General features: G+C 71.6%; 19 protein-coding genes. 10 read left to right on the top strand and 9 right to left on the bottom strand.

Going from position 1 to position 19,909, the window contains the following annotated elements; genetic code table 11:
• The 3 genes from FS532_RS13285 to FS532_RS13275 all read right to left on the bottom strand — a co-directional run bounded on the left by FS532_RS13285 (nucleotide 1) and on the right by FS532_RS13275 (nucleotide 3,952).
• Complete coding sequence (locus FS532_RS13285) at nucleotides 1-1,344, bottom strand: extracellular solute-binding protein (RefSeq protein WP_144755103.1); 1,344 nt, start codon at nucleotides 1,342-1,344, stop codon at nucleotides 1-3.
• A gap of 122 nt (nucleotides 1,345-1,466) precedes the next feature.
• The gene (locus FS532_RS13280; protein WP_144755100.1) at nucleotides 1,467-2,708 is read right to left on the bottom strand and encodes an ROK family transcriptional regulator; all 1,242 of its coding nucleotides are present in this window, start codon (nucleotides 2,706-2,708) and stop codon (nucleotides 1,467-1,469) included.
• 194 nt (nucleotides 2,709-2,902) lie between these two features.
• Nucleotides 2,903-3,952, bottom strand: a complete 1,050-nt coding sequence (locus FS532_RS13275) for a zinc-binding dehydrogenase (RefSeq protein ID WP_144755097.1) — start codon at nucleotides 3,950-3,952, stop codon at nucleotides 2,903-2,905.
• A gap of 78 nt (nucleotides 3,953-4,030) precedes the next feature.
• Between FS532_RS13275 and FS532_RS13265 the strand changes: the two genes are divergently transcribed.
• The gene (locus FS532_RS13265) at nucleotides 4,031-4,990 is read left to right on the top strand and encodes a DUF3097 domain-containing protein (protein ID WP_186322036.1); all 960 of its coding nucleotides are present in this window, start codon (nucleotides 4,031-4,033) and stop codon (nucleotides 4,988-4,990) included.
• Nucleotides 4,991-5,249: 259 nt separating this feature from the next.
• Nucleotides 5,250-5,900, top strand: a complete 651-nt coding sequence (locus FS532_RS13260; RefSeq protein ID WP_144755095.1) for a spermidine/putrescine ABC transporter substrate-binding protein — start codon at nucleotides 5,250-5,252, stop codon at nucleotides 5,898-5,900.
• A gap of 4 nt (nucleotides 5,901-5,904) precedes the next feature.
• On the opposite strand, the gene FS532_RS13255 is transcribed toward FS532_RS13260, so the two are convergent.
• Nucleotides 5,905-6,306, bottom strand: coding sequence for a DUF3054 domain-containing protein (locus FS532_RS13255; protein WP_144755092.1), 402 nt, complete (start codon nucleotides 6,304-6,306; stop codon nucleotides 5,905-5,907).
• 71 nt (nucleotides 6,307-6,377) lie between these two features.
• Here FS532_RS13255 and FS532_RS13250 point away from each other — a divergent pair, with 71 nt between their 5' ends.
• Entirely contained in the window at nucleotides 6,378-7,967 is a 1,590-nt protein-coding gene (locus tag FS532_RS13250; RefSeq protein ID WP_144755076.1) for an inositol monophosphatase family protein, read from the top strand.
• Here the strand turns inward: FS532_RS13250 and FS532_RS13245 are convergent.
• Nucleotides 7,958-8,362: a VOC family protein gene (locus tag FS532_RS13245; RefSeq protein WP_144755073.1), complete on the bottom strand. Its 405-nt coding sequence runs from the start codon at nucleotides 8,360-8,362 to the stop codon at nucleotides 7,958-7,960. The genes FS532_RS13250 and FS532_RS13245 overlap by 10 nt on opposite strands.
• Before the next feature lie 10 nt (nucleotides 8,363-8,372).
• Nucleotides 8,373-8,804, bottom strand: a complete 432-nt coding sequence (locus FS532_RS13240) for a helix-turn-helix transcriptional regulator (RefSeq protein ID WP_144755070.1) — start codon at nucleotides 8,802-8,804, stop codon at nucleotides 8,373-8,375.
• 83 nt (nucleotides 8,805-8,887) lie between these two features.
• Here FS532_RS13240 and FS532_RS13235 point away from each other — a divergent pair, with 83 nt between their 5' ends.
• From FS532_RS13235 to FS532_RS13225, 3 genes are read left to right on the top strand one after another with little or no spacing between them, the layout of a single operon-like run.
• Nucleotides 8,888-9,625 (top strand): hypothetical protein, encoded by a 738-nt coding sequence (locus tag FS532_RS13235; RefSeq protein ID WP_144755068.1) that lies wholly within the window; start codon nucleotides 8,888-8,890, stop codon nucleotides 9,623-9,625.
• Between the two features lie 55 nt (nucleotides 9,626-9,680).
• Complete coding sequence (locus FS532_RS13230; RefSeq protein WP_144755064.1) at nucleotides 9,681-10,709, top strand: ATP-binding cassette domain-containing protein; 1,029 nt, start codon at nucleotides 9,681-9,683, stop codon at nucleotides 10,707-10,709.
• Nucleotides 10,706-11,554 (top strand): ABC transporter permease, encoded by an 849-nt coding sequence (locus tag FS532_RS13225; protein ID WP_222121992.1) that lies wholly within the window; start codon nucleotides 10,706-10,708, stop codon nucleotides 11,552-11,554. The genes FS532_RS13230 and FS532_RS13225 overlap by 4 nt, the downstream gene beginning before the upstream one ends.
• A gap of 12 nt (nucleotides 11,555-11,566) precedes the next feature.
• Here the strand turns inward: FS532_RS13225 and FS532_RS13220 are convergent, their stop codons facing one another.
• Together FS532_RS13220 and FS532_RS13215 are read right to left on the bottom strand one after the other, a co-directional pair.
• Nucleotides 11,567-12,247 carry a LuxR C-terminal-related transcriptional regulator gene (locus tag FS532_RS13220; RefSeq protein WP_144755061.1) on the bottom strand — a complete coding sequence of 227 codons (681 nt, stop codon included), beginning with the start codon at nucleotides 12,245-12,247 and terminating at the stop codon, nucleotides 11,567-11,569.
• A complete protein-coding gene (locus tag FS532_RS13215) occupies nucleotides 12,244-13,500 on the bottom strand; it encodes an ATP-binding protein (protein ID WP_144755058.1) in 1,257 nt (418 codons plus the stop codon). Before FS532_RS13215 ends, FS532_RS13220 begins: the two co-directional genes overlap by 4 nt.
• A gap of 113 nt (nucleotides 13,501-13,613) precedes the next feature.
• Between FS532_RS13215 and FS532_RS13210 the strand changes: the two genes are divergently transcribed.
• The 4 genes from FS532_RS13210 to FS532_RS13200 are packed head-to-tail and all read left to right on the top strand — an operon-like array spanning nucleotide 13,614 to nucleotide 18,221.
• Entirely contained in the window at nucleotides 13,614-14,948 is a 1,335-nt protein-coding gene (locus tag FS532_RS13210; RefSeq protein WP_186322035.1) for a PspC domain-containing protein, read from the top strand.
• Between the two features lie 11 nt (nucleotides 14,949-14,959).
• On the top strand, nucleotides 14,960-15,241 hold the full coding sequence (locus tag FS532_RS18715) for a hypothetical protein (RefSeq protein WP_186322034.1): 282 nt from the start codon (nucleotides 14,960-14,962) through the stop codon (nucleotides 15,239-15,241).
• A gap of 20 nt (nucleotides 15,242-15,261) precedes the next feature.
• Nucleotides 15,262-17,247 carry an APC family permease gene (locus FS532_RS13205; RefSeq protein ID WP_144755052.1) on the top strand — a complete coding sequence of 662 codons (1,986 nt, stop codon included), beginning with the start codon at nucleotides 15,262-15,264 and terminating at the stop codon, nucleotides 17,245-17,247.
• Entirely contained in the window at nucleotides 17,244-18,221 is a 978-nt protein-coding gene (locus tag FS532_RS13200; RefSeq protein WP_144755049.1) for an EamA family transporter, read from the top strand. The genes FS532_RS13205 and FS532_RS13200 overlap by 4 nt, the downstream gene beginning before the upstream one ends.
• Here FS532_RS13200 and FS532_RS13195 read toward each other — a convergent pair.
• Nucleotides 18,208-19,890 (bottom strand): long-chain-fatty-acid--CoA ligase, encoded by a 1,683-nt coding sequence (locus FS532_RS13195; protein ID WP_144755047.1) that lies wholly within the window; start codon nucleotides 19,888-19,890, stop codon nucleotides 18,208-18,210. The two genes, FS532_RS13200 and FS532_RS13195, sit on opposite strands and share 14 nt — an antisense overlap.
• Nucleotides 19,891-19,909: the final 19 nt, after the last annotated feature.

The following is a 19,909-nucleotide window of genomic DNA, read 5'->3' as shown; positions in this document are numbered from 1 at the left end:
TCACGGACCAGCCAGCTGGTTGGCGTTGTCGATGTCGGAGTCGAGCTTCTTGAGCTTGGCGTCGAGGTCGCCGCCCTTCTCCTGGTAGGCCTGCCAGAACTTCGTGAAGGTGCCGATGTAGGCGGCACCGTCCGCGGTGCCCGGCGACGTCATGGTGTCCGCGTTGCCTGCGACGTCGACGAAGGTCTTGTAGTTCTCGTCGACCTCGAGGTCGGGGGACTGCAGCGCCGAGGTGAGCGTCGGGATGTTCTTCAGCCCGTTGCCCATCGTGACCTGTGCGTCGGTGTTCGTGGACAGGTACTTCAGCAGCGCCCAGGCCAGCTCGGGGTGCTTCGAGCCCTTCGCGATGCCCGCGACGTTGCCCGCGATGTACGTCGAGCCGTAGTTGCCCAGGCCGTCCATCACCGGGGTCGGTGCGGTGCCGTAGTCGAGGTCCGGCTTCTGGTCCTTGATGAACGCGGTGCGGTACTCACCGTCGATCTGCATCGCGACCTGGCCGGTCTGGAAGGCGTTGTCCGCGGAGAACTCCTGGCCGAGCCCCGAGGTGAAGGCCTTGAGCTTGTCGTAGCCGATCTCGTCGACGAAGCCCTTCTGCCAGGTGATGAGCTTCTTCCACGCGTCGGACGTGCCGATCACGCTGTTGCCCTTGCTGTCCAGCCACGACCCGTCGACCATCGGGGCCCAGTGCTCCGGGGAGTTCTCGTAGAAGTCGATCAGCGGGTTGAACCCGAGCTGCTTGATCGACCCGTCGGCGTTGTACGTGGTGAGCTTCAGCGCGTCGGCCTTCAGCTCGTCGAGGGTCTTCGGCGGCGTCGTGATGCCCGCCTTCGCCAGGAGCGGCTTGTTGACCATCAGCGCACTGACGTCGGCGAGTGCCGGCAGGGTGCAACGCGTGCCCTTGTACTGCGTGTACGACTGCACGGCCTTCGGGATGTCGGACAGGTCGACCTTGTCCCGCTTGATGTACGGCGAGAGGTCACGGAAGGCACCCGACGAGCAGAAGCTGCCCACGATCGCCGTCGAGTAGGACAGTCCGACGTCGATGTTCTGACCCGACGAGATCGCCTTCTGGAGCTTCTCGTCGTCCTGGCCGGCGTGGATGTCGACCGTGACGCCCGGGTTCGCCTTCTCGAAGCCGGCGACGGCGCTCTTCACGACGCGGGCCTCGCGTCCGGTGAAGAAGTGCCAGAGGGACACGGTGCCCTTGAGGTCCTTCGGCGCGGTCTTGTCGATCGTGTCGGCGCTGCTGCCGGAGCTGCAGCCGGCGATCACGAGCGCACCGACGGCGGCGACGGCCGTGGCGGTGAGGATCCTCGTGGTGGATCGTCTGGCGGAGGGGTGCATCAGTACTCGCTCTCTGGTCTCGACTCGGCGGCTGCGTTTCCGGGCGCGCCGAAGAGCCCTGGGACAGGGCCGGGTGGTGGTGCCTCGAGTGGTGCGGGTGGAACTCCGCTGTGCGGAGCGGCTCAGGGGCGCTCGGCGGGGTCCGGTGCGGGCACATCGTCGCTGATGCGTTCGAGCCGGTCCGCGAGCGCGGTGCGGACGACGTCGATGAGGACGTGCCGCGCACCGTGCAGGACGGGGGTGTCGGGGACGCCGGGTGCCACTACGGCGGTGGACCAGCGCGTGCGGGTCCGGAGCCAGGCGGTCACGGCGGCAGCCAGGGCGGGACCACCCGCGATCCCGGTCGGGCCGTGCAGCACGACCGTCTCGGGATCGGCGACGGCGAGGGCGGGGAGCACGTTGTGCCCGACGCGCTCGCCGAGGGCGGTGGTGAAGGGGTGCTGCTCGGGGAGCCCGGGCAGCTGCGGGAGCACCTGGCGCCAGTCGGCCGCGGTGCCGTCCGGTGCCGTGATCCCGTGTTCGGCGGCCAGGGCGATGATCGCGGACTCGGAGATGAGGTCCGCGACGATCGTGGCCGTCGGGTCGATGGAGCGTGCATCGGCGGGCACGCTCAGGTAGCCGATCTCACCCGCTGCTCCGGACGCGCCGGTGTGCAGGTGGCCGTGCAGGTCGAGGGCCATGCCGAGGCCCTCCGCCATCCAGAACAGGGCGAACGACTCGGGAGCCCGTCCGGCGCCCATGTTCCGCTCGGCGATCGCCGCGAGGTTGGCGTCGTTCTCGATGACGACCCGGACGCCGAGCGCCTCGGACAGGGTCGTCGAGACCTGGTCGCGCGGCCAGCCGGGCAGCCCGTCGGTGAAGATGAGGGTGTCGGTCGCGTGGTCGACACTCGCCTGGACCCCGACGGCGACCGCGGTGACGAGTTCGGGGTCGATGCCGGCCGCCGCTGCGGCGCGCGAGATGGCGGCCGCGACGATGTCGGCACCGGGAGAGCAGACTTCGTCCGGGGACATCCGGTGCGTGGCGACCGGGTACGAGCGGCCCGTGGCGTCGACGACCGTGGAGCGGACGTCGACGAGCTGCACGTCCACGGCGACGGCGAGGTCGCGGTCGGTCGTGGCCTCGTACACCACGGCGCTCGGGCCCCGGCGACCGGTCTGGGTCGCGGTGCCGGCGTCGTGGATGAGGTCGGCCGCTTCGAGCCGACGGATGATCTCGGCAGCGGTGGGCTTGCTCAGCCCGGTGCGCTGCGCGATCTCGTTGCGGGTGAGCGGGCCGTCGTCGAGCAGGAGCTCGAGGGCTGCGCGGTCGTTGAGGACACGAAGCAGGCCGGGCTGGCCGGGGGTGCGTCCTCGTGTGGTCATGTCGAGGACTGTAACGGACAACCTTCTTTACTGAAAGGTTTGTTTACCGATTCGAAACACGCGTTCTGTTCCGCGAAACGTGCGGCGGCGGGACGGGCGCACGTCGAGCGGGAAGACGCGACCACAGCGGGCCTGGAGGCGCGGTGCGGGCCGGCACCGCGCCTCCAGGCCCGTGGGGTGGTCGCGTGCGCGCCCTACGGGCGCAACAGCACCTTGATGGCGCGACGCTCGTCCATCGCCCGGTACGCCTCGGCGGTCTCGTCGAGGGGCAGCTCGAGGTCGAACACCCGACCCGGCTCGATCGCACCCGACAGCACGTCCGGCAGCAGCTCCGGGATGTACTTCCGCGCCGGAGCCATGCCGCCCGCGATCGTGATGTTCGTGTCGAAGAGGTACCGCGTGCCGATCGTCGGCACCCCGTGCGGGACCCCGACGAAGCCGAGGTTACCGCCCGCACGGACCGAGTGCAGCGCCTGGTCCATGCTCTCCTCGGTGCCGACGGCCTCGACCGCGCAGTCGGCCAGGTCGCCGCCGAGCAGCTCGCGGATCGCTGCGACGCCGGCCTCGCCACGCTCCGACACGATGTCCGTCGCGCCGAACTCACGTGCCAGCGCCTGACGATCGGCGTGCCGGCTCATCGCGATGATGCGCTCGGCACCGAGCCGCTTCGACGCGAGCACCGCGGACAGGCCGACCGCGCCGTCGCCCACGACGACGACGGTCTTGCCCGGGCCCACGGCTGCGGACACCGCGGCGTGGTGGCCCGTCGAGAACACGTCCGACAGGGTCAGCAGCGACGGCACGAGCGCCGGGTCGACCGGACCGGGGACGGCGACGAGGGTCGCCGACGCGTCCGGGATGCGCACGTACTCGGCCTGGGCGCCGCCGACCGGATCGCCGTACGCGTCCTTCCCGCCGAAGCCCGACAGGTGCTCGCAGCCCGTGGTCATGCCGTTGCGGCAGGCCTGGCAGGTGCCCTCGTTCATGGTGAAGGGGGAGATGACGAAGTCACCGACGTGCAGGTCCGTGACGTCGGCTCCGACCTCGACGACGGTCCCGACGAGCTCGTGCCCGATGGGGTGCGGCTCCTTCGTCTTCGTGACGCCGCGGTACGGCCACAGGTCGGAGCCGCACACGCACGCCGCGACGACCTCGACGACGACGTCCTTCGGCGTGATGAGGTCGGGCTGGTCGCGGTCCTCGACACGGATGTCGTTCGGGGCGTGGATGATCGCTGCGCGCAAGGGGAGCCTTCCGTCGAGATGGTGGGGGATCGGCCGGTCGACGTCGTCCGGAGCCCACTCGACAGTACCCTCGTGCGGGTGGACGACGACCGGTACGGCGGGGATGTGCTCTCGGGGGACTGGCGCTCCCGCGGGGTGAAGAAGGTGCGGCAGGTGCCGCTCGAACGCGACATGGTGCTCGAGGACCCGGACTCCGGGTGGGCGGGCGCCGTCGTCGGGCTCGAGGCGGGCAACATCGCGCTCGAGGACTGGAAGGGCCGCACCCGTTCCTTCCCCTTCACCGGGCAGTTCCTGCTCGAGGGCGAGCTCGTGACGCTGGGCCGCCCGCAGGCGCCGGTCGGCCGGCCTGGTGGTTCGTCGGGTTCCGCTGGCTCGTCGGGTTCCGCTGGTTCGTCGGGTTCCGTCCACGCTGACTGGAGGCCCGGTGCCGGTCCGGCGGTCCGGCATGCTTCCGACGGCGGTCGCCTCCGTACCGCATCCGGATCGTTCGCGGTGGAGTCGCAGCGTGCTCGGGTGGCCCTGCCCTCGCGCATCATGGTCGAGGGCAAGCACGACGCCGAGCTCGTCGAGAAGGTCTGGGGAACCGACCTGCGCGTCGAGGGCGTCGTCGTCGAGGAGCTCTCCGGCGTCGACAACCTCGCTTCGGTGCTCGATGAGTTCCAGCCCTCGCGAGACCGTCGTGTCGGCGTGCTCGTCGACCACCTGGTGCCCGGGTCGAAGGAGTCCCGGTTTGCCGACGCCGTGATGCTTGGCAAGTGGGGAGCGCACGTGCTCGTCGTCGGGCACCCGTTCGTCGACGTCTGGCAGTCCGTGAAGCCGGCACGCGTCGGACTGCAGGCCTGGCCGACGATCCCGCGGTCGATCGAGTGGAAGAAGGGGATCTGCCAGGCCCTCGGGTGGCCGCACGCGGAGCAGGCCGACATCGCCCGGGCCTGGCAGCGGATCCTCGGGCAGGTGCGGACCTTCGCGGACCTGGAGCCGCAGCTGCTCGGTCGCGTCGAGGAGCTCATCGACTTCGTGACGGAGCCGAAGGCCTGACGTCGGGGCGGGCGTGGTGCGCGGGGCGCTTGCCTCGCACGGTGCGAGGCGCACGCCCGCCGAGCCGCAGTGTGCGAGGTTCCGCGCAGTGTGGGACCCGCGCGGCCCCGCACCGTGCCCGGAACCTCGCACACTGCGTCGGCGACGGTGCGGCGACGGTGCGGCGACGGTGCGGCGACTCGCACGGTGCGACCTGCGCGACCGGCCCACGGCCCCGGAAATCCGGGGCGATCCCGGGCGTGGCGCATACCCTGGACCCATGGACGGCATCGACGGACGCGTGCGCGGTGCTGTCGACGTCTGGCTCCGCTGGCTCCCGCGGTGGCAGATCGGCACGGCTCGACCCCGCACCCGCATCTGCCGCAAGTGCACGGGCTCGCCGATCGCCACCGCCGCCGGCTTCGGCCCGGACGTCCCGCACGCCGTGCAGCACGCTCTGATCGGCCGCATCTCCACCATCGTCGAGGACGCCGTCGACGACTACACGGCGCGGAACCTGCCCTTGCTCCAGCGTGAACTCGAGCGTGCAGCCGCACGGAAACGGCACGCCGGGTACCAGCCGACCGAGGGACTGCAGCCCGAGTTCCGGGGGCTCGACGTCGACCCCGAACCGTCGCCCGGGGAGCCCTTCCTGTTCACGCTCGGGGAGCTGACCGGTACGGGCGCGCAGGAGCAGACCCCCCGCGAACCGCTGTCCGACGAGGCGAAGTCGGCGCTCCGCCACGAGATCGAGCTGTCCGACGAGTGCGCCCAGGCCACCGGGGCCGCGGTCTGCCTGGCGCTCATCGACCACCGACCGCGGATCGCCGAGGCGGTCGAACGCCTGGTCGAACCCCAGATCGAGGCGCTCGTGTCGGACATGTTCCGCGGCTTCGACGGACCCGAGGCCCCACGAGCCGGGCTGTTCTAACGGGTCAGCGCGCGGTGCGCCGGCGCATCCCTCGGAGGACCAGTCGCGCGAGCCCACGCCATCCGAGCAAGAACACCCCGAGCACGATGGTCGCGACGATCACGAACGAGATCGGCAGCGGGTTCCCGTCCACGTCGCCCTGCCCCGTGGCGACGCGGATGGCGAGTCCGATGAAGACGGTCAGGATCCACACCACGACGCCGGTCGGCCAGAAGCGCAGCGGCCGGGCCCACGCACCACTCGTGACGTAGCCGACGGCCCAGCCGGCGAGGAACGGGTAAGCGGTCGTCCACAGCGCGAGGGCTGAGTTCGTCTCACCATGCGAGGAGCGCCCGATCAGGGCGAACAGGACGATGAGCACGACGTCGATCACGGCTGCGAGCCAGCCCCAGGTGCGTTCGGTCACACCCCATTCTCGCAGTCGGCCGTTCACCCGCAGGCCACCTGCGGTTCGTCGCGGGTCACCAGGATGGGCCGATGACGTCGACCATGCGCGCGCCCGTCACGTCCGCCACGACACGGGCATCGGCCGGGAGGCACGGCGTGCGTCCGCCGCGTCTCGTCGCCCACCGCGGTGCGCCGCGGGTCCGGCGCGAGAACACCCTGCCAGCCGTCGCGGTCGCCGAGGCGCTCGGCGCGGAGATGATCGAGGTCGACGTCCGGCGTACCGCCGACGGCGTCGCGGTCCTGCTCCACGACGAGACCCTCGGCCGACTGTGGGGCGACGCCCGCCGTGTCTCCGACGTCGACTGGTGCGACGTCGCCCGCCTCGGGAACGGCCTCGACCGCATCCCGCGCCTCGACGCCGTACTCGAACGCCTCGACGGGTGCCGCGCGACGCTGCTCGTCGACCTCGTGGACCCGGCGGACGCGGTCGTCGCTGCCCGGACCGTCGCAGGACACCTCGGCAGCACGGGCGTCGCGTGGCGGGGTACTCCCGAGGCAATGGCCGCAGTCCGCGCCGAGATGCCCGCCGCGGACGTCTGGCTCACGTGGGAGTCGCTCCTCCCGCCGACCGCGGACGACCTCGCCGACCTGACCCCGTCGACGCTCGACCTCGACGTCGTGTTCCTCACGCCGCGGACCGTCGAGGCAGCGCACGTCCTCGGCCTCCGTGTCGCCGTCCGGATCGTCGACGACGCCGAGCCCGCGCTCTGGGCTGCCCGCCTCGGGGTCGACTCGGTCACGACGAACGACGTCGTGACGGTCCGTGCGGCGCTGGCCGAGGCCGAACGGGACGGCTGGCCCGAACCCGAGCGTGAGCCGACCGAGACCGAGGTCGCGTCACGTGCGCAGGCCCTCGCGCACCGGATCGCGCACGAGGTAATCGCCTTCACCCGGGAGCACCCCGTCAGCGAGGTCACCACCAAGGCGCATGCGGCCGACCTCGTCACGGACGTCGACCGGCTCGTCGAACAGCACGTCCGCTCCCGGGTCCGGATGGTGTTCCCGACCCACGGCTTCACCGGCGAGGAGTACGGCGAGGCACCCGGCGACCGGCACCGGTGGTACCTCGACCCCGTCGACGGCACGACGAACCTGGCGAACGGCGTGCCCTGGACCTCGATGTCGCTCTGCCTGACGCGTGGCGGGCGACCGCTCGTCGGCGTCGTCGCGGACCCCTGGCGCGGCGAGGTGCTCGAAGCACGCCGCGGGCGCGGGGCGACCCTGCGGGACCGGGTGCTCCGGCTCGACGACACACCACGGCCACTCGCCGGGGCCGTCGTCGGGACGGAGCTGGACGGACCCCGGCCGTGGCCCGGATTCGTGGCGTTCCTCGAGGCGCTGGCCGACCGATCGTGCACGCTGCGGGTCCAGGGCTCCGGGACGCTCACGATCGCCCAGGTCGCCGCGGGGCGGGGCATCGGCGGCTGCGTGTCGGCCTTCGACCCGGTCGACCACGGTGCGGCGGTGCTGCTCGTCCACGAAGCCGGCGGGGTGGTCCTCACCCGCGAGGGGCCGGTGGACGGGTTCCCGCCGGTGGGAGAGCCGTTCCTCGTTGCGCACCCCGGAGCGGCCGACGAACTGCACGCGGTGTGGGCGGCGGCGCTCGCGGGTCAGGCCTGAGCGATCCGGACCATGTTGCCGGCGGGGTCCCGGACGGCAGCGTCGCGGACGCCCCAGAACTGGTCGGTCGGCTCCTGCAGGACCTCGGCGTCGGGGCTCGCCGTGATGCGGTCGAACGTGGCGTCGAGGTCCGTCACCCGGAGCTGGAGCATCGAGAGCCCGCCCTTCGCGAGCAGCGCGGCGATCGCGTCGCCGTCCTCCTGCGACCGGCCGGCGTGCGGCTCGGAGAGCACGAGCTCGAGGTCCGCGTGGTCGTCGCTCACGAGGGTCACCCACCGGAACCCGCCGTTCTCGACGGTGTTCCGGACGGTGAACCCGAGGACGTCGCCGTAGAACGCGACGGCGGCGTCGATGTCGTCGGCGAGCACGTGCACGCCACTGATCTGGATCGTCATGGCAGCGACACTAGGACCGCTGTGCGTCCCCGCGCTTCTCCGATCCTGCTCGGACCGGCCGGGTGACGACCATCGTGTGGCAGCTCCACTGCCCGGCGAGGTCGTCGTGGTCGGCGGCGCGGTACTGCGTGGGGGTCATCCCGACGAGCTCGGTGAACCGCGACGAGAACGACCCGAGGCTCGTCGCGCCGACGGCCATGCAGACCTCGGTCACGCTGCGGTCGGTGCTGCGGAACAGCGCCTGCGCCCGCTCGATCCGCCGCGTCATCAGGTACGCGTACGGCGTCTCGCCGTAGGCAGCCCGGAACCGGCGGCTGAAGTGCGCGGTGGACATGAACGCCGCCGCGGCGAGGGACGGCACGTCGAGTGGTTCGGCGTACTCGCGGTCCATCCGACTGCGTGCACGGCGCAGCCGTCGGAGTTCGTCGAGGTCCGCGGTCATGCCCACATCCTGCACGACCGGCTCACGGAGGACTCTGTGCGCGCGTACAGTCAGCGGTCGTCCGTGCTCCCTACTGTGGCGGCATGGGATTCCTCGACCGCTTGCTCGGACGTCCGGACCGCGACCAGAACGGCACCACACAGAACCAGTGGGGCCAGCCCCAGTACGGCCAGCAGCCCCAGTACGGCCAGCAGCCGCAGGGGTACCAGTACGGCCAGCAGTCGTACCACCAGCCCCCTCAGGCGGCCGGCCCGGCGGCGACTTCCGACGACGAGCGCGCGGTCGAGCGCTACCGCTACCTCCTCCGTACCGCGCCGCCGGAGCGCATCGAGGAGGTCCACGCCGAAGCGTTCGCGACCCTGACGCCCGAGCAGCGCCGGATGGTCTACGACGAGTTCACCCGGACGGCACCCGCGGGCGAGGCCCCACGCGCCGACGACCCGCGCTCCCTGGCGCAGGCGGCCACCCGCTCGGAGATCCGGCAGCCGGGGTTCATGGAGCGGTCGCTCGGCGGCATGGGTGGTGGGATGGGGCAGCGTGGCGGCGGTCCGTCCTTCGGCCGCATGATCGGCGCCTCGATCCTCGGCACCGTGGCGGGCTACGTCATCGGTTCGGCCATCATGAGCGCCTTCCTGCCGGACCCGGGATCGTTCGACGGCGGTACCGATGCTGCGGGTGACGGTGGTTCGGAGGACACTGGTGCCGACTCCGCTGACGCCGGCGCGTCCGACGGCGGTGGGGTCGACAGCGCGGGCTGGGGCGACGGCGGATCCGATTTCGGCGGTGGCTTCGGTGACTTCGGCGGTGACTTCGACGTGTGACGCGTCAGAGCTCCGACCGACCTACTGACATTCTCCTGGTCGACAAAGGAGCGACATGGCCATCATCGAAGCCTCCGGGCTGACGAAGACCTACCGTTCGAAGTCCGGGCCGGTCCACGCACTCGCGGGACTCGACCTCTCCGTCCCGCAGGGCACCGTGAAGGCGCTGCTCGGGCCGAACGGTGCCGGCAAGACCACGACCGTCAAGGTCCTGACCACCCTCATCACGCCGGACGCCGGCACCGCGACCATCGACGGGATCGACGTCATCGCGGACCCGCAGGCCACTCGCCGGTCGATCGGGGTCTCCGGCCAGTACGCCGCGGTCGACGAGAACCTCACGGGGTTCGAGAACCTCGAGATGATCGGCCGGCTGTACCACCTGGGCCGCCGCACGGCCCGGGACCGAGCACGTGAGCTCATCGACGTGTTCGACCTGTCGGAAGCCGGCGACCGTCCGGTGAAGGGGTTCTCCGGGGGCATGCGCCGACGGATCGACCTCGCCGGCGCCCTCGTGATGAACCCCCGCGTGCTGTTCCTCGACGAACCCACCACGGGGCTCGACCCTCGCAGCCGGTTGGCGCTCTGGGGCATCATCGAGGGCCTCGTGGCCGACGGCACGACTGTACTGCTCACCACGCAGTACCTGGAGGAAGCCGACCAGCTCGCCGACGACATCGCGGTGATCGACGGCGGGACCGTCATCGCCGAGGGCACCTCCGACCACCTCAAGGCGCAGGTCGGCGGACACCGCGTCGTCGTGACGCTGGTCGACCAGACCGACGGTGACGCCGCGACGACCGTGCTGCGGCGGTACGGCACCGGCGACGTCGAGGTCTCCGGCGACGGCCGCACCCGAGCCGTCGCGGTCGACGCCGGCCCGTCGGCGCTCCAGCGTGTCCTGGCCGACCTGGGCGAAGCGGGCATCGAGCTCCACGACGCCGGCATGCGTCGACCGACCCTGGACGACGTGTTCCTCCGGCTCACCGGGCACGCCGCGACCGACGACGACGGCGATCCGGACGACACCGTCTCGAAGGGAACGAAGCGCAAGCAGGACAAGCAGAAGGAGACGGCACGATGAGCGCCACCACCACGGCGCTCGGTCGGCAGCTGCCGGTCGTCGTCACCTCGCCCGCCGCGGTCTGGTTCGAGGACGGCTGGACCGTCACGAAGCGGAACCTCACCAAGATCAAGCGTTCGCCGGACATGCTCGTGTTCGCCGTCCTGCAGCCGATCATGTTCGTCCTGCTGTTCAGCCAGGTCTACGGCGGCGCGATCGCGGTCGAGGGCACGGACTACACGCAGTTCCTGATGGCCGGGATCTTCGCCCAGACCGTCGTGTTCGGTGCGACGTTCTCCGGGTCCGCCATGGCGCAGGACCTCAAGGAGGGGCTGATCGACCGCTTCCGCACCCTGCCGATGTCGGCGTCCGCGGTACTGGTCGGCCGGACGAACTCGGACCTCGCGCTCAACGGGATCTCGATGGCGATCATGATGCTCACCGGCCTCGCGATCGGGTGGCGCGTGAACTCGTCGCCGCTGGAGTTCCTCGCGGGCATCGGATTGCTGCTGCTGTTCAGCTACGCGTTCAGCTGGGTGATGGCCCTGCTCGGCATGAGCGTGAAGACGCCCGAGGTGATCAACAACGCCTCGTTCATGATCCTGTTCCCGCTGACGTTCATCTCGAACGCGTTCGTGCCGAGCGACACCCTGCCGCTGGTCCTGCGGGTCTTCGCTGAGTGGAACCCGGTGTCGTCGCTCGTGCAGGCCGCGCGAGAGCTGTTCGGCAACGTCGGATCGGCACCCGTGCCGGACATCTGGACGATGCAGCACCCGATCCTGACGGTCCTCATCGGCATCGCCGTGATGCTCGTCGTCTTCGTGCCGTGGGCGGTCAACAAGTACACGCGCATCAGCGCGAAGTAGGGACGGAACGGGTCAGAGCAGTTTCCGGCGGAGTGCCCACGCGGTCAGCTCGTGGCGGTTCGAGAGCTGCAGCTTCCGCAGCACCTTCGACACGTGGGTCTCCACGGTCTTGACCGAGATGAACAGGTCGCCCGCGACCTCCTTGTACGCGTACCCGCGGGCGATCAGCCGCATCACCTCCTGCTCGCGTGCGGACAGGCGGTCGAGTTCCGTGTCGACCTGTGCGGTCTCGCCGCTCACCGCACCGAACGCGTCGAGCACGAAGCCGGCCAGCCGCGGGGAGAACACCGCGTCACCCTCGGCGACACGGTCGATCGCCTCGGCGACGTCGGTTTCCGAGGAGCTCTTCGTGATGTAGCCGCGGGCGCCGGCCCGGATCACGCGGACCACGTCGTCCGCCGCGTCCGAGACGCTCAGCGCGAGGAACCGCGTCCCAGGGTGGTCGGGTGCGGACCGGGTGATCACCTCGGCACCGCCGCCCCCGGCTCCGCCGGGCAGGTGCACGTCGAGCAGGACCACTCGCGGGGCGGTCGCCGCGACGAGGTCGACCGCCTCGTCGACGGTGGCCGCTTCACCGACGACCTGGAGGCGCGGTGGCAGTCCGGCACGCACGCCGGCTCGGAAGATGGAGTGGTCGTCGACGATGGCGACCGTCAGCGGTCCGGGTTGCGGGTGCGGGGTGGCGTCGGTCACGAGGACTCCTTCGTCGGTCGACCGTCGGCGGGGCCCACGGGTGGGTGGTCGTCAGCGCGGAGCGGCAGCGTGAGCCGGACCTCGGTCCCGGTACGACCCGGCCCCGGTCCGATGGTCGCCGTGCCGCCGATCCGGTCCATCCGACCGACGATCGACTCGCGGACGCCGTACCGGCCCTCGGGGATCGTGTCCACGTCGAAGCCCGGCCCGCGGTCGCCGATGCTGACCTCGACCCGGTCCCGCGCGGTCTCGGCGTACACGCTGACGGCGCCGCCGGCGTGCCGGGCGGCGTTGCGCACGGCCTCGCGTGCGGCGGCGACCAGCCCCTCGGGCAGGTCGGTACGGGCGGGTCCGATCGCGATCACCTCGACGCGCGCCGGGTACTCCGTCTCGACCTCGGCGGCGACCGCGCGGAGCTGGGCGCCGAGGTCGCTCGCCGACTCCGCCTGCTCGGTGAAGAGCCACGACCGGAGCTCCCGTTCCTGGGCGCGTGCGAGCCGGGCGGCGTCGGAGCCCGGTTCGGCCCGCTGCTGGATGAGCGCGAGCGTCTGCAGCACGGAGTCGTGGAGGTGCGCAGCCATCTCGGCCCGTTCGACGTCACGGACCCGGGCGGCGCGCTCCTCGGCCAGGTCGCGGACGAGTCGGACGACCCACGGGGCGACCACGACGGCGACGCCGAGCAGCACGGCGGCCGCCGCGGTGAGCACGGTCCACACGTTCGGGTGGGTGCTCGACGTGAAGAAGAGCAGGATGCCGAGCGCGACGAGCACCAGCGCGCCGAGCGCCCGGACGACGAGGGCCGAGGACCCGGCGGAGCGGACGTTGCGGAGCGCGTCGAGCTGCCGCCACGCCAGGGCTGCGCCCGTCGCGACGACGATCCCGGGCACGACGAACTCGAGCGGGACGTCGACGCCCAGGCGGGCGGCGACCATCGCTCCGCCGGCCGCGAGCAGGGCGATGCCGAGCAGGATCTCCACGACCGGTGCTCGGCGTGCGTGCCGGTCGGCGTCGGAGTCGCCCTCGGTGGACGGCCGGGTGAGCATCGCCTTGAGGGACGTCGGCGTCGCCGGACCCTGGCTCGGCGTCGTCGCCCAGAGCCAGGCGTAGAGCAGGACCCCGGCGCCGCCGCACACGGCGAGCACCGCGGTCACCAGCCGCACCGCGCCCACCGGCAGCCCGGTGTGGGCAGCGAAGCCGCCGCAGACGCCGCCGACGACCCGGAGGGCCGGGCGGGACATCGTGGCGGTCGGCATGGGCCAATCCTGGCACCCCGGGTCCACCGATCGGCGGCACGGGGTCGTGATCAGGGGACGATCAGGGTGAACCCCGATGGTGCCCGTCGTCGGCTGCCACGATGCTGGTGGCCATGACACAACAGGACACCGGCGGCCCCGCGACGGCAACACGGTTCTTCGACTGGATCCGGGGCATCCACGTCACCCGTTCCGACGACCGCTGGCTCGCCGGCGTGTGCGGTGCCGTCGCCGACCGGACGGGCCTCGACCCGCTCGTGGTCCGCGGCGTCGCGATCGTCGTGGCGCTCCTCGGCGGCCCGGTGCTCCTCGCCTACGCGGCGGGGTGGGCGCTGCTGCCGGACTCGTCCGGACGGATCCACGTCGAGCGGATGGTCCGCGGCGTGCTCGACCCGGCGCTCGTCGCCATCGGGGTCCTCGTCGTGCTGACCTTCGTGCCGGCCGTCCAGGGCATCTGGTGGCAGGGAGTCCCGGTGGCGTGGGGGATGCCCGATTGGCTCTCCGCCACGCTCGGCACCGCCTGGACGATCGCCCTCGTCGGCTGTGCGGTGTGGCTCGTGGTGGTCCTGGCACGTCGCGGCTCGCAGCCGTCCGACACCGACACCGACCCCGCCGACGCCGGCGCGCGGCGCGACTTCTGGACGAGCGCCGACGAGCCCGCGCCGATGCCGACACCGACACCGACACCGACACCGACACCGACGGACTGGACCGGCGCGGCGGACCGCCACCGTCAGCACGTCGACCGGATGCGCGCCGAGCGCGAACGGGCGGCGGAACGACGTGCGAAGCGGTCCGAGCGGCTCCCCGGTGCCGCGTTCGTCGCCTTGAGCGTCGGCCTCGCACTCGTCGCCGGCGCCGGCGTCGCGGTCTGGGCGCAGCAGACCGACCTGCCGGTCCCCGTGCTCGGCATCGCGGCCGCCGTCGCGGTGCTCGCGGTGGCGACCATGGTGGCGGGTATCCGCAGACGGGAGAGCGGTGGACTCGGACTGTTCGCCACCATCGGGGTCGTCGCGCTGGTCGTCACGGGTGTGTTGCCGGGCGGCACGCAGCTCACGGTCATCGGCGGGACCACCTGGCGGGTGGACGACGTCGGGCAGGGGGCCGAGCGGAACTACGCGATGGTGGTCGGCGGACCCACGCTCGACCTCCGCGGGCTCGGCGAGTCCGACGGTGGTGGGGAGGTGAACCTCTGGCTCGGTGCCGGGGGAGCCGAGGTACTGCTGCCGACCGACGCCCCGGTGCGCGTGCAGGTGAGCGGCGTCGGGTACGGCGTCGACCTCCACCCGGACGACGACGCGGACGACAGCCTCGGCGGCGTGCTCGGCACGACGACCGTGGAGAACCGGGCAGCGCGGTCGGCGGACGCTGCGGACATCACGACCGTGCACGTGTGGGTCGTCGGCGGTGGCGTCGACGTCCCGCGCGGCCTGGCCGTCGACCAGTGAGGAACGAGACGATGACGAACGACGAGACCACCCCGGTCGACCAGACCACCCCGATGGGCGAGACCGCCCCGATGGGCGAGACCGCCCCGGCGCCCGGCCCACGTCGCACCCCGCGCTTCGGCACGATCTTCTGGGGCGTCGTGCTCCTGGTCTTCGCCGCGGCGATGGCCGTGACCGCCCTGCCGTGGTTCGACGTCGACCCGACGACACTCCTGCTCGGTGCCTGCCTGGCTGCCGGGGTCCTGCTCGTGGTGGCCGGTGTCGCCGCGGTGATCGCGAGACCACGGCGCTGAGACGGCCTACGATCGTCTCCGTGACCGCGACTGACTCCGAGCGGGCCGCGGAACGCGACGCGACCGAGCCGTCCCCCGACCGCTCCACCCGGGTGCGCCGCTGGATGCTGCAGGGATCCGACCAGGGTGCCTCCCACCAGGGACCCCACCAGGTCGAGGTCGAGAAGACCCACTCGTGGTGGCGGGTGATGTGCCTGACCGGCGTCGACTACTTCTCGACGCTCGGGTACCAGCCCGCGATCGCCGCCCTGGCCGCCGGGCTCCTCTCGCCGATCGCGACGATCGTCCTCGTGCTCGTCACGCTGTTCGGGGCCCTGCCCGTGTACCGCCGGGTGGCCCAGGACAGCTTCCGGGGCGCCGGGTCGATCATGATGCTCGAGAAGCTCCTGCCCTGGTGGGCCGGGAAGCTCTTCGTGCTCGTGCTGCTCGGGTTCGCCGTGACGGACTTCATGATCACGATGACCCTGTCGGCGGCGGACGCCACGGCGCACATCGCGGAGAACCCGTACACGCCGCACTGGTTCACCCAGATCCCGGTGCCCCTCACCCTCGCGCTGCTGCTCCTGCTCGGCATCGTGTTCCTCCGCGGGTTCAAGGAGGCGATCGGCATCGCGGTGGCGCTCGTCGGGGTGTTCCTCGCCCTCAACGCGATCGTCGTCGTGGTCGCCCTCTGGCACGTGTTCGAGCACCCGATGGTGGCGAGCGACTGGTGGGGCGGCCTCACGGCGCAGCACAGCAACCCGCTCGTGATGATCGGCATCGCCCTCGTCGTCTTCCCGAAGCTCGCGCTGGGCCTGTCCGGGTTCGAGACCGGCGTCGCGGTCATGCCGCAGGTGCGCGGTGACGCGTCCGACGACACGAGTGCCCGACCGGAGGGCCGGATCCGCGGTACGAAGCGCCTGCTGACCGTCGCCGCGGTGATCATGAGCTCGTTCCTCATCACCTCGTCGATCGTGACGACCTTCCTCATCCCGCAGCACGAGTTCCAGCCGGGCGGTGGGGCGAACGGTCGAGCGTTGGCGTACCTCGCGCACGAGTACCTCGGTGGCGTGTTCGGCTCCGTCTACGACTTCTCGACCGTCGCGATCCTGTGGTTCGCCGGCGCGAGCGCGATGGCCGGCCTGCTCAACCTCGTGCCCCGTTTCCTGCCCCGCTACGGCATGGCACCGCAGTGGGCTCGGGCGACCCGACCGCTCGTCATCATCTTCACGCTCATCGCCTTCCTCATCACGATCGTCTTCCAGGCGAACGTCGACGCGCAGGGCGGCGCCTACGCCACCGGCGTGCTCGTCCTCATCACGAGCGCTGCCGTTGCGGTGACCCTGTCGGCCCGGCGCAAGCAGCAGAAGAAGCGCACCATCGGCTTCGGGATCATCACGGTCGTGTTCGTCTACACGACCATCGCGAACGTCATCGAGCGGCCGGACGGCGTCCGGATCGCAGCGATCTTCATCATCGCGATCGTCGTGGTGTCCCTGGTCTCCCGTGTCCGCCGGTCGTTCGAGCTCCGCGCGTCGTCGATCGAGCTGGACGCCACCGCACGGCAGTTCATCGAGGCCGACGCCGACCAGTTCAGCTCCGTCTGCATCATCGCGAACGAGCCGGGTGCCGGCACGGCCGAGGCGTACCGCTCGAAGGGCCGCGAGGAACGCCGCGACTCCGGCATCCCCGCCCGTGTGCCGACGATGTTCCTCGAGGTGCTGCCCGCCGACTCCTCCGACTTCGAGGAGGACCTCGTCGTCGAGGGACACGTCATCCACGGCCACCGCGTGCTCAAGGTCCGTTCCGGCAACGTGCCGAACACCATCGCCTCGACCCTCCTGGCGATCCGGGACATCGCCGGCGTCGTCCCGAGCATCTACTTCGAGTGGAACGAGGGCAGCCCGATCCGGAACGCGATCCGCTTCGTGTTCACGGGTGCCGGCGACGTCGCCCCGGTCACCCGTGAGGTCCTCCGCGAAGCCGAACCCGACGTGAACCGCCGACCGAGCGTCCACGTGTCGTGACCGGCGGGGCGGACGCGAGCCGTGCCTCCAGGCCGGTCGGCGGGATCGCCGCGGTCGTCGTCGCCGCTGCCGTCTGGGGGACCACAGGGACCGCGACGCACTTCGCGCCGGGCGTGCCGGCCTTCGTCTTCGGTGCGGTGACGTTCGGACTCGGTGGGATTGTGCTCGCCCTCGGTGCGGGCAGTGGCACGCTCCGCGCGGTGGCCGACCCGGCGGCCCGGCGCTGGGTCCTGCTCGGCGCGGCCTCGCTCGTCGTCTACGCGGTCGCGTTCTACGCGGCCCTCGCCGACGCGGGCGTCGCGCTGGGCACGACCGTGGCCATCGGGTCGTCTCCCGTGTTCGCGGGACTCATCGAGTGGGCGGCGGACGGGAGGCGCGTCACACGTCGGTGGGTCGTCGCCACCCTGGTCAGCGTGGTCGGCATGGTCGTCGTGACGCTCGCGCGGTCGGAGGGCTCCGGACCAGGAGGCTCCCTCGTGCTCGGCCTCGGGAGCGCGCTGCTGGCGGGCCTGACCTACGCGTCGTACTCGTGGGCGGTCGCGCGGGGCATGCACGCGGTGTCCGCTCCGGTCGCGCTGCCGGGTGGCGCGTCCGTGGCGGATCGTGCGTCCCTGCCGGGCGAGCGTGGGCTCGTGGGCGCGGTGTTCGGCCTCGCGGCGGTCCCGCTCGTGGTCCTCGCCGTCGTGGGCGGGCAGGCGTCGCTCGGGGTCGCGTCGAACTGGCCGGTGTTCGTGTACCTGGCGCTCGTGCCGACGGTGCTCGGGCACTCGCTGTACGCGGTCGGGCTGCGGTCCGTGAGCGCCTCGGTCGCGACGCTGCTCTCGTTGCTCGAGCCCGTCGTGGCCGCGGTGCTCGCCGTGTTGGTGGTGGGCGAGCACCTCGGTGCCGGCGGGTGGGTCGGCATCGGGCTGGTGGTCGTCGGGTTGGCGGTCCTGGCCGTGCCGCCACGGCGGGGGACGGCTAGTCGCCGATGATCTGGTCGCGCACCTTCCGCCGCAGCACCTTGCCGATCATCGAGCGGGGCAGGTCCTGCACCACGACGACCCGGCGCGGCACCTTGTAGGCCGCCAGGTGGTCCCGCGACCAGGCCCGGAGCGCGTCCGCGTCGAAGGTCGCCGAGTCCTTCGGCACCACGGCGGCGACGACCTGCTCGTTGCCGGCCTGCGTGATGCCGACGACCGCGACCTCCTTGACGCTGGGGTGCTTGAGGAGGGCGTCCTCGACCTCGGAGGGGGAGACGTTGAAGCCGCCCGTGATGATGAGTTCCTTGAGGCGGTCGACGATCCGGACGTACCCGTCGGCGCCGATCGCCACGACGTCGCCGGTGCGGAACCAGCCGTCGGAGGTGAAGACCTCGTCGGTCGCCTCCGCCTTGCCCCAGTACCCGCGGAACACCTGGGGACCGCGCACCTGGAGCTCGCCGGGCTCGTCGGTGCCGAGCACCTTCGTCGGGTCGTCCGGGTCGGCCACCCGTGCCTCGGTGGAGGACAGCGGCAGCCCGATCGAACCGAGCCGGCGGTCGGGGGAGACCGGGTTCGCCATCAGCACGGGGGAGCACTCCGACAGGCCGTAGCCCTCGACGAGGTAGCCGCCGGTGCGGGCCTCCCACGGTTCGACGACGTCGGCCGACAGCGGCATGGCGCCCGAGATCCCGATCTCGATGCCCTCGAGCGACACCTTCGCCGAGTCCGCGGCGTGCTGCAGCCGAGCGTAGATCGGGGGCACGGCCGGCAGGAACGTCGGCGGGTGCTTCTTCATCGCCGCGAGGACGAGCGCCGGGTCGAACGCCGGGAAGAGCACCAGGCGCGAGGCCATGCTCATCGCGAAGGTCAGGCACAGCGTCAGGCCGTACGCGTGGAACATCGGCAGCACCGCGTACACGACGTTGTCGCCGCGGCGGATCTGCGGCACCCAGGCCCGAGCCTGGGCCGCGTTCGCGATCAGGTTCCGGTGCGTCAGCACGGCACCCTTCGGGACACCGGTCGTGCCGGACGTGTACTGGATGAGCGCGACGTCGTCCGTCGTCGGGCGCGGGTGCCGCTTCGACAGCTTCCGGTTCGACACGAGGTCGTCCCACTTCGTCGTCCCACGCACCTTCGTCGTCAGCTTGGCGCGGGACTCGCGGGCCTTGGCGACGGGCAGCGACAGGGCGATCCGGGTGCCGCGGGGCATCGCCCGGGTGAGGTCGACCGAGACGATCGCGTCGAGCTTCACGTCGGCGGGGAAGTCCTGCAGCGTCGCGACGGACTTGTCCCACGCGATCGCGACCTTCGCGCCGTGGTCCTCGAACTGGTGGCGGAGCTCCCGCGGCGTGTACAGCGGGTTGTGCTCGACGACGATCGCCCCGAGCCGGAGCACGGCGTAGAAGGCGACGATGTGCTGCGGGCAGTTCGGCAGGACGATCGCCACCCGGTCACCGGCCGTGACCCCGAGCTTCCGCAGCCCGTTCGCCGCGCGGCCGATCTGCTCCTGCAGCTCCGCGTAGCTCGTGGTGCGCTTGAAGAACTCCAGCGCGACCTGCTTCGGGAAGCGCCTGGCGGACTCCTCCACGATGTCGGAGAGGGAACCCGTGGGCTCCTCGATGTCGGGCGGGACCCCCGGGGCGTACGAGGCAAGCCAGGGACGAGGCGTGTCGATGCTCACGGGTCCCAACCTAGCGGGC

The organism is Curtobacterium pusillum, from assembly GCF_007673235.1.
GTDB classification, from domain to species: domain Bacteria; phylum Actinomycetota; class Actinomycetes; order Actinomycetales; family Microbacteriaceae; genus Curtobacterium; species Curtobacterium pusillum_C.
Note: the sequence above shows the minus strand (reverse complement) of the source record. Positions and strands in the feature narration are given on the sequence as shown.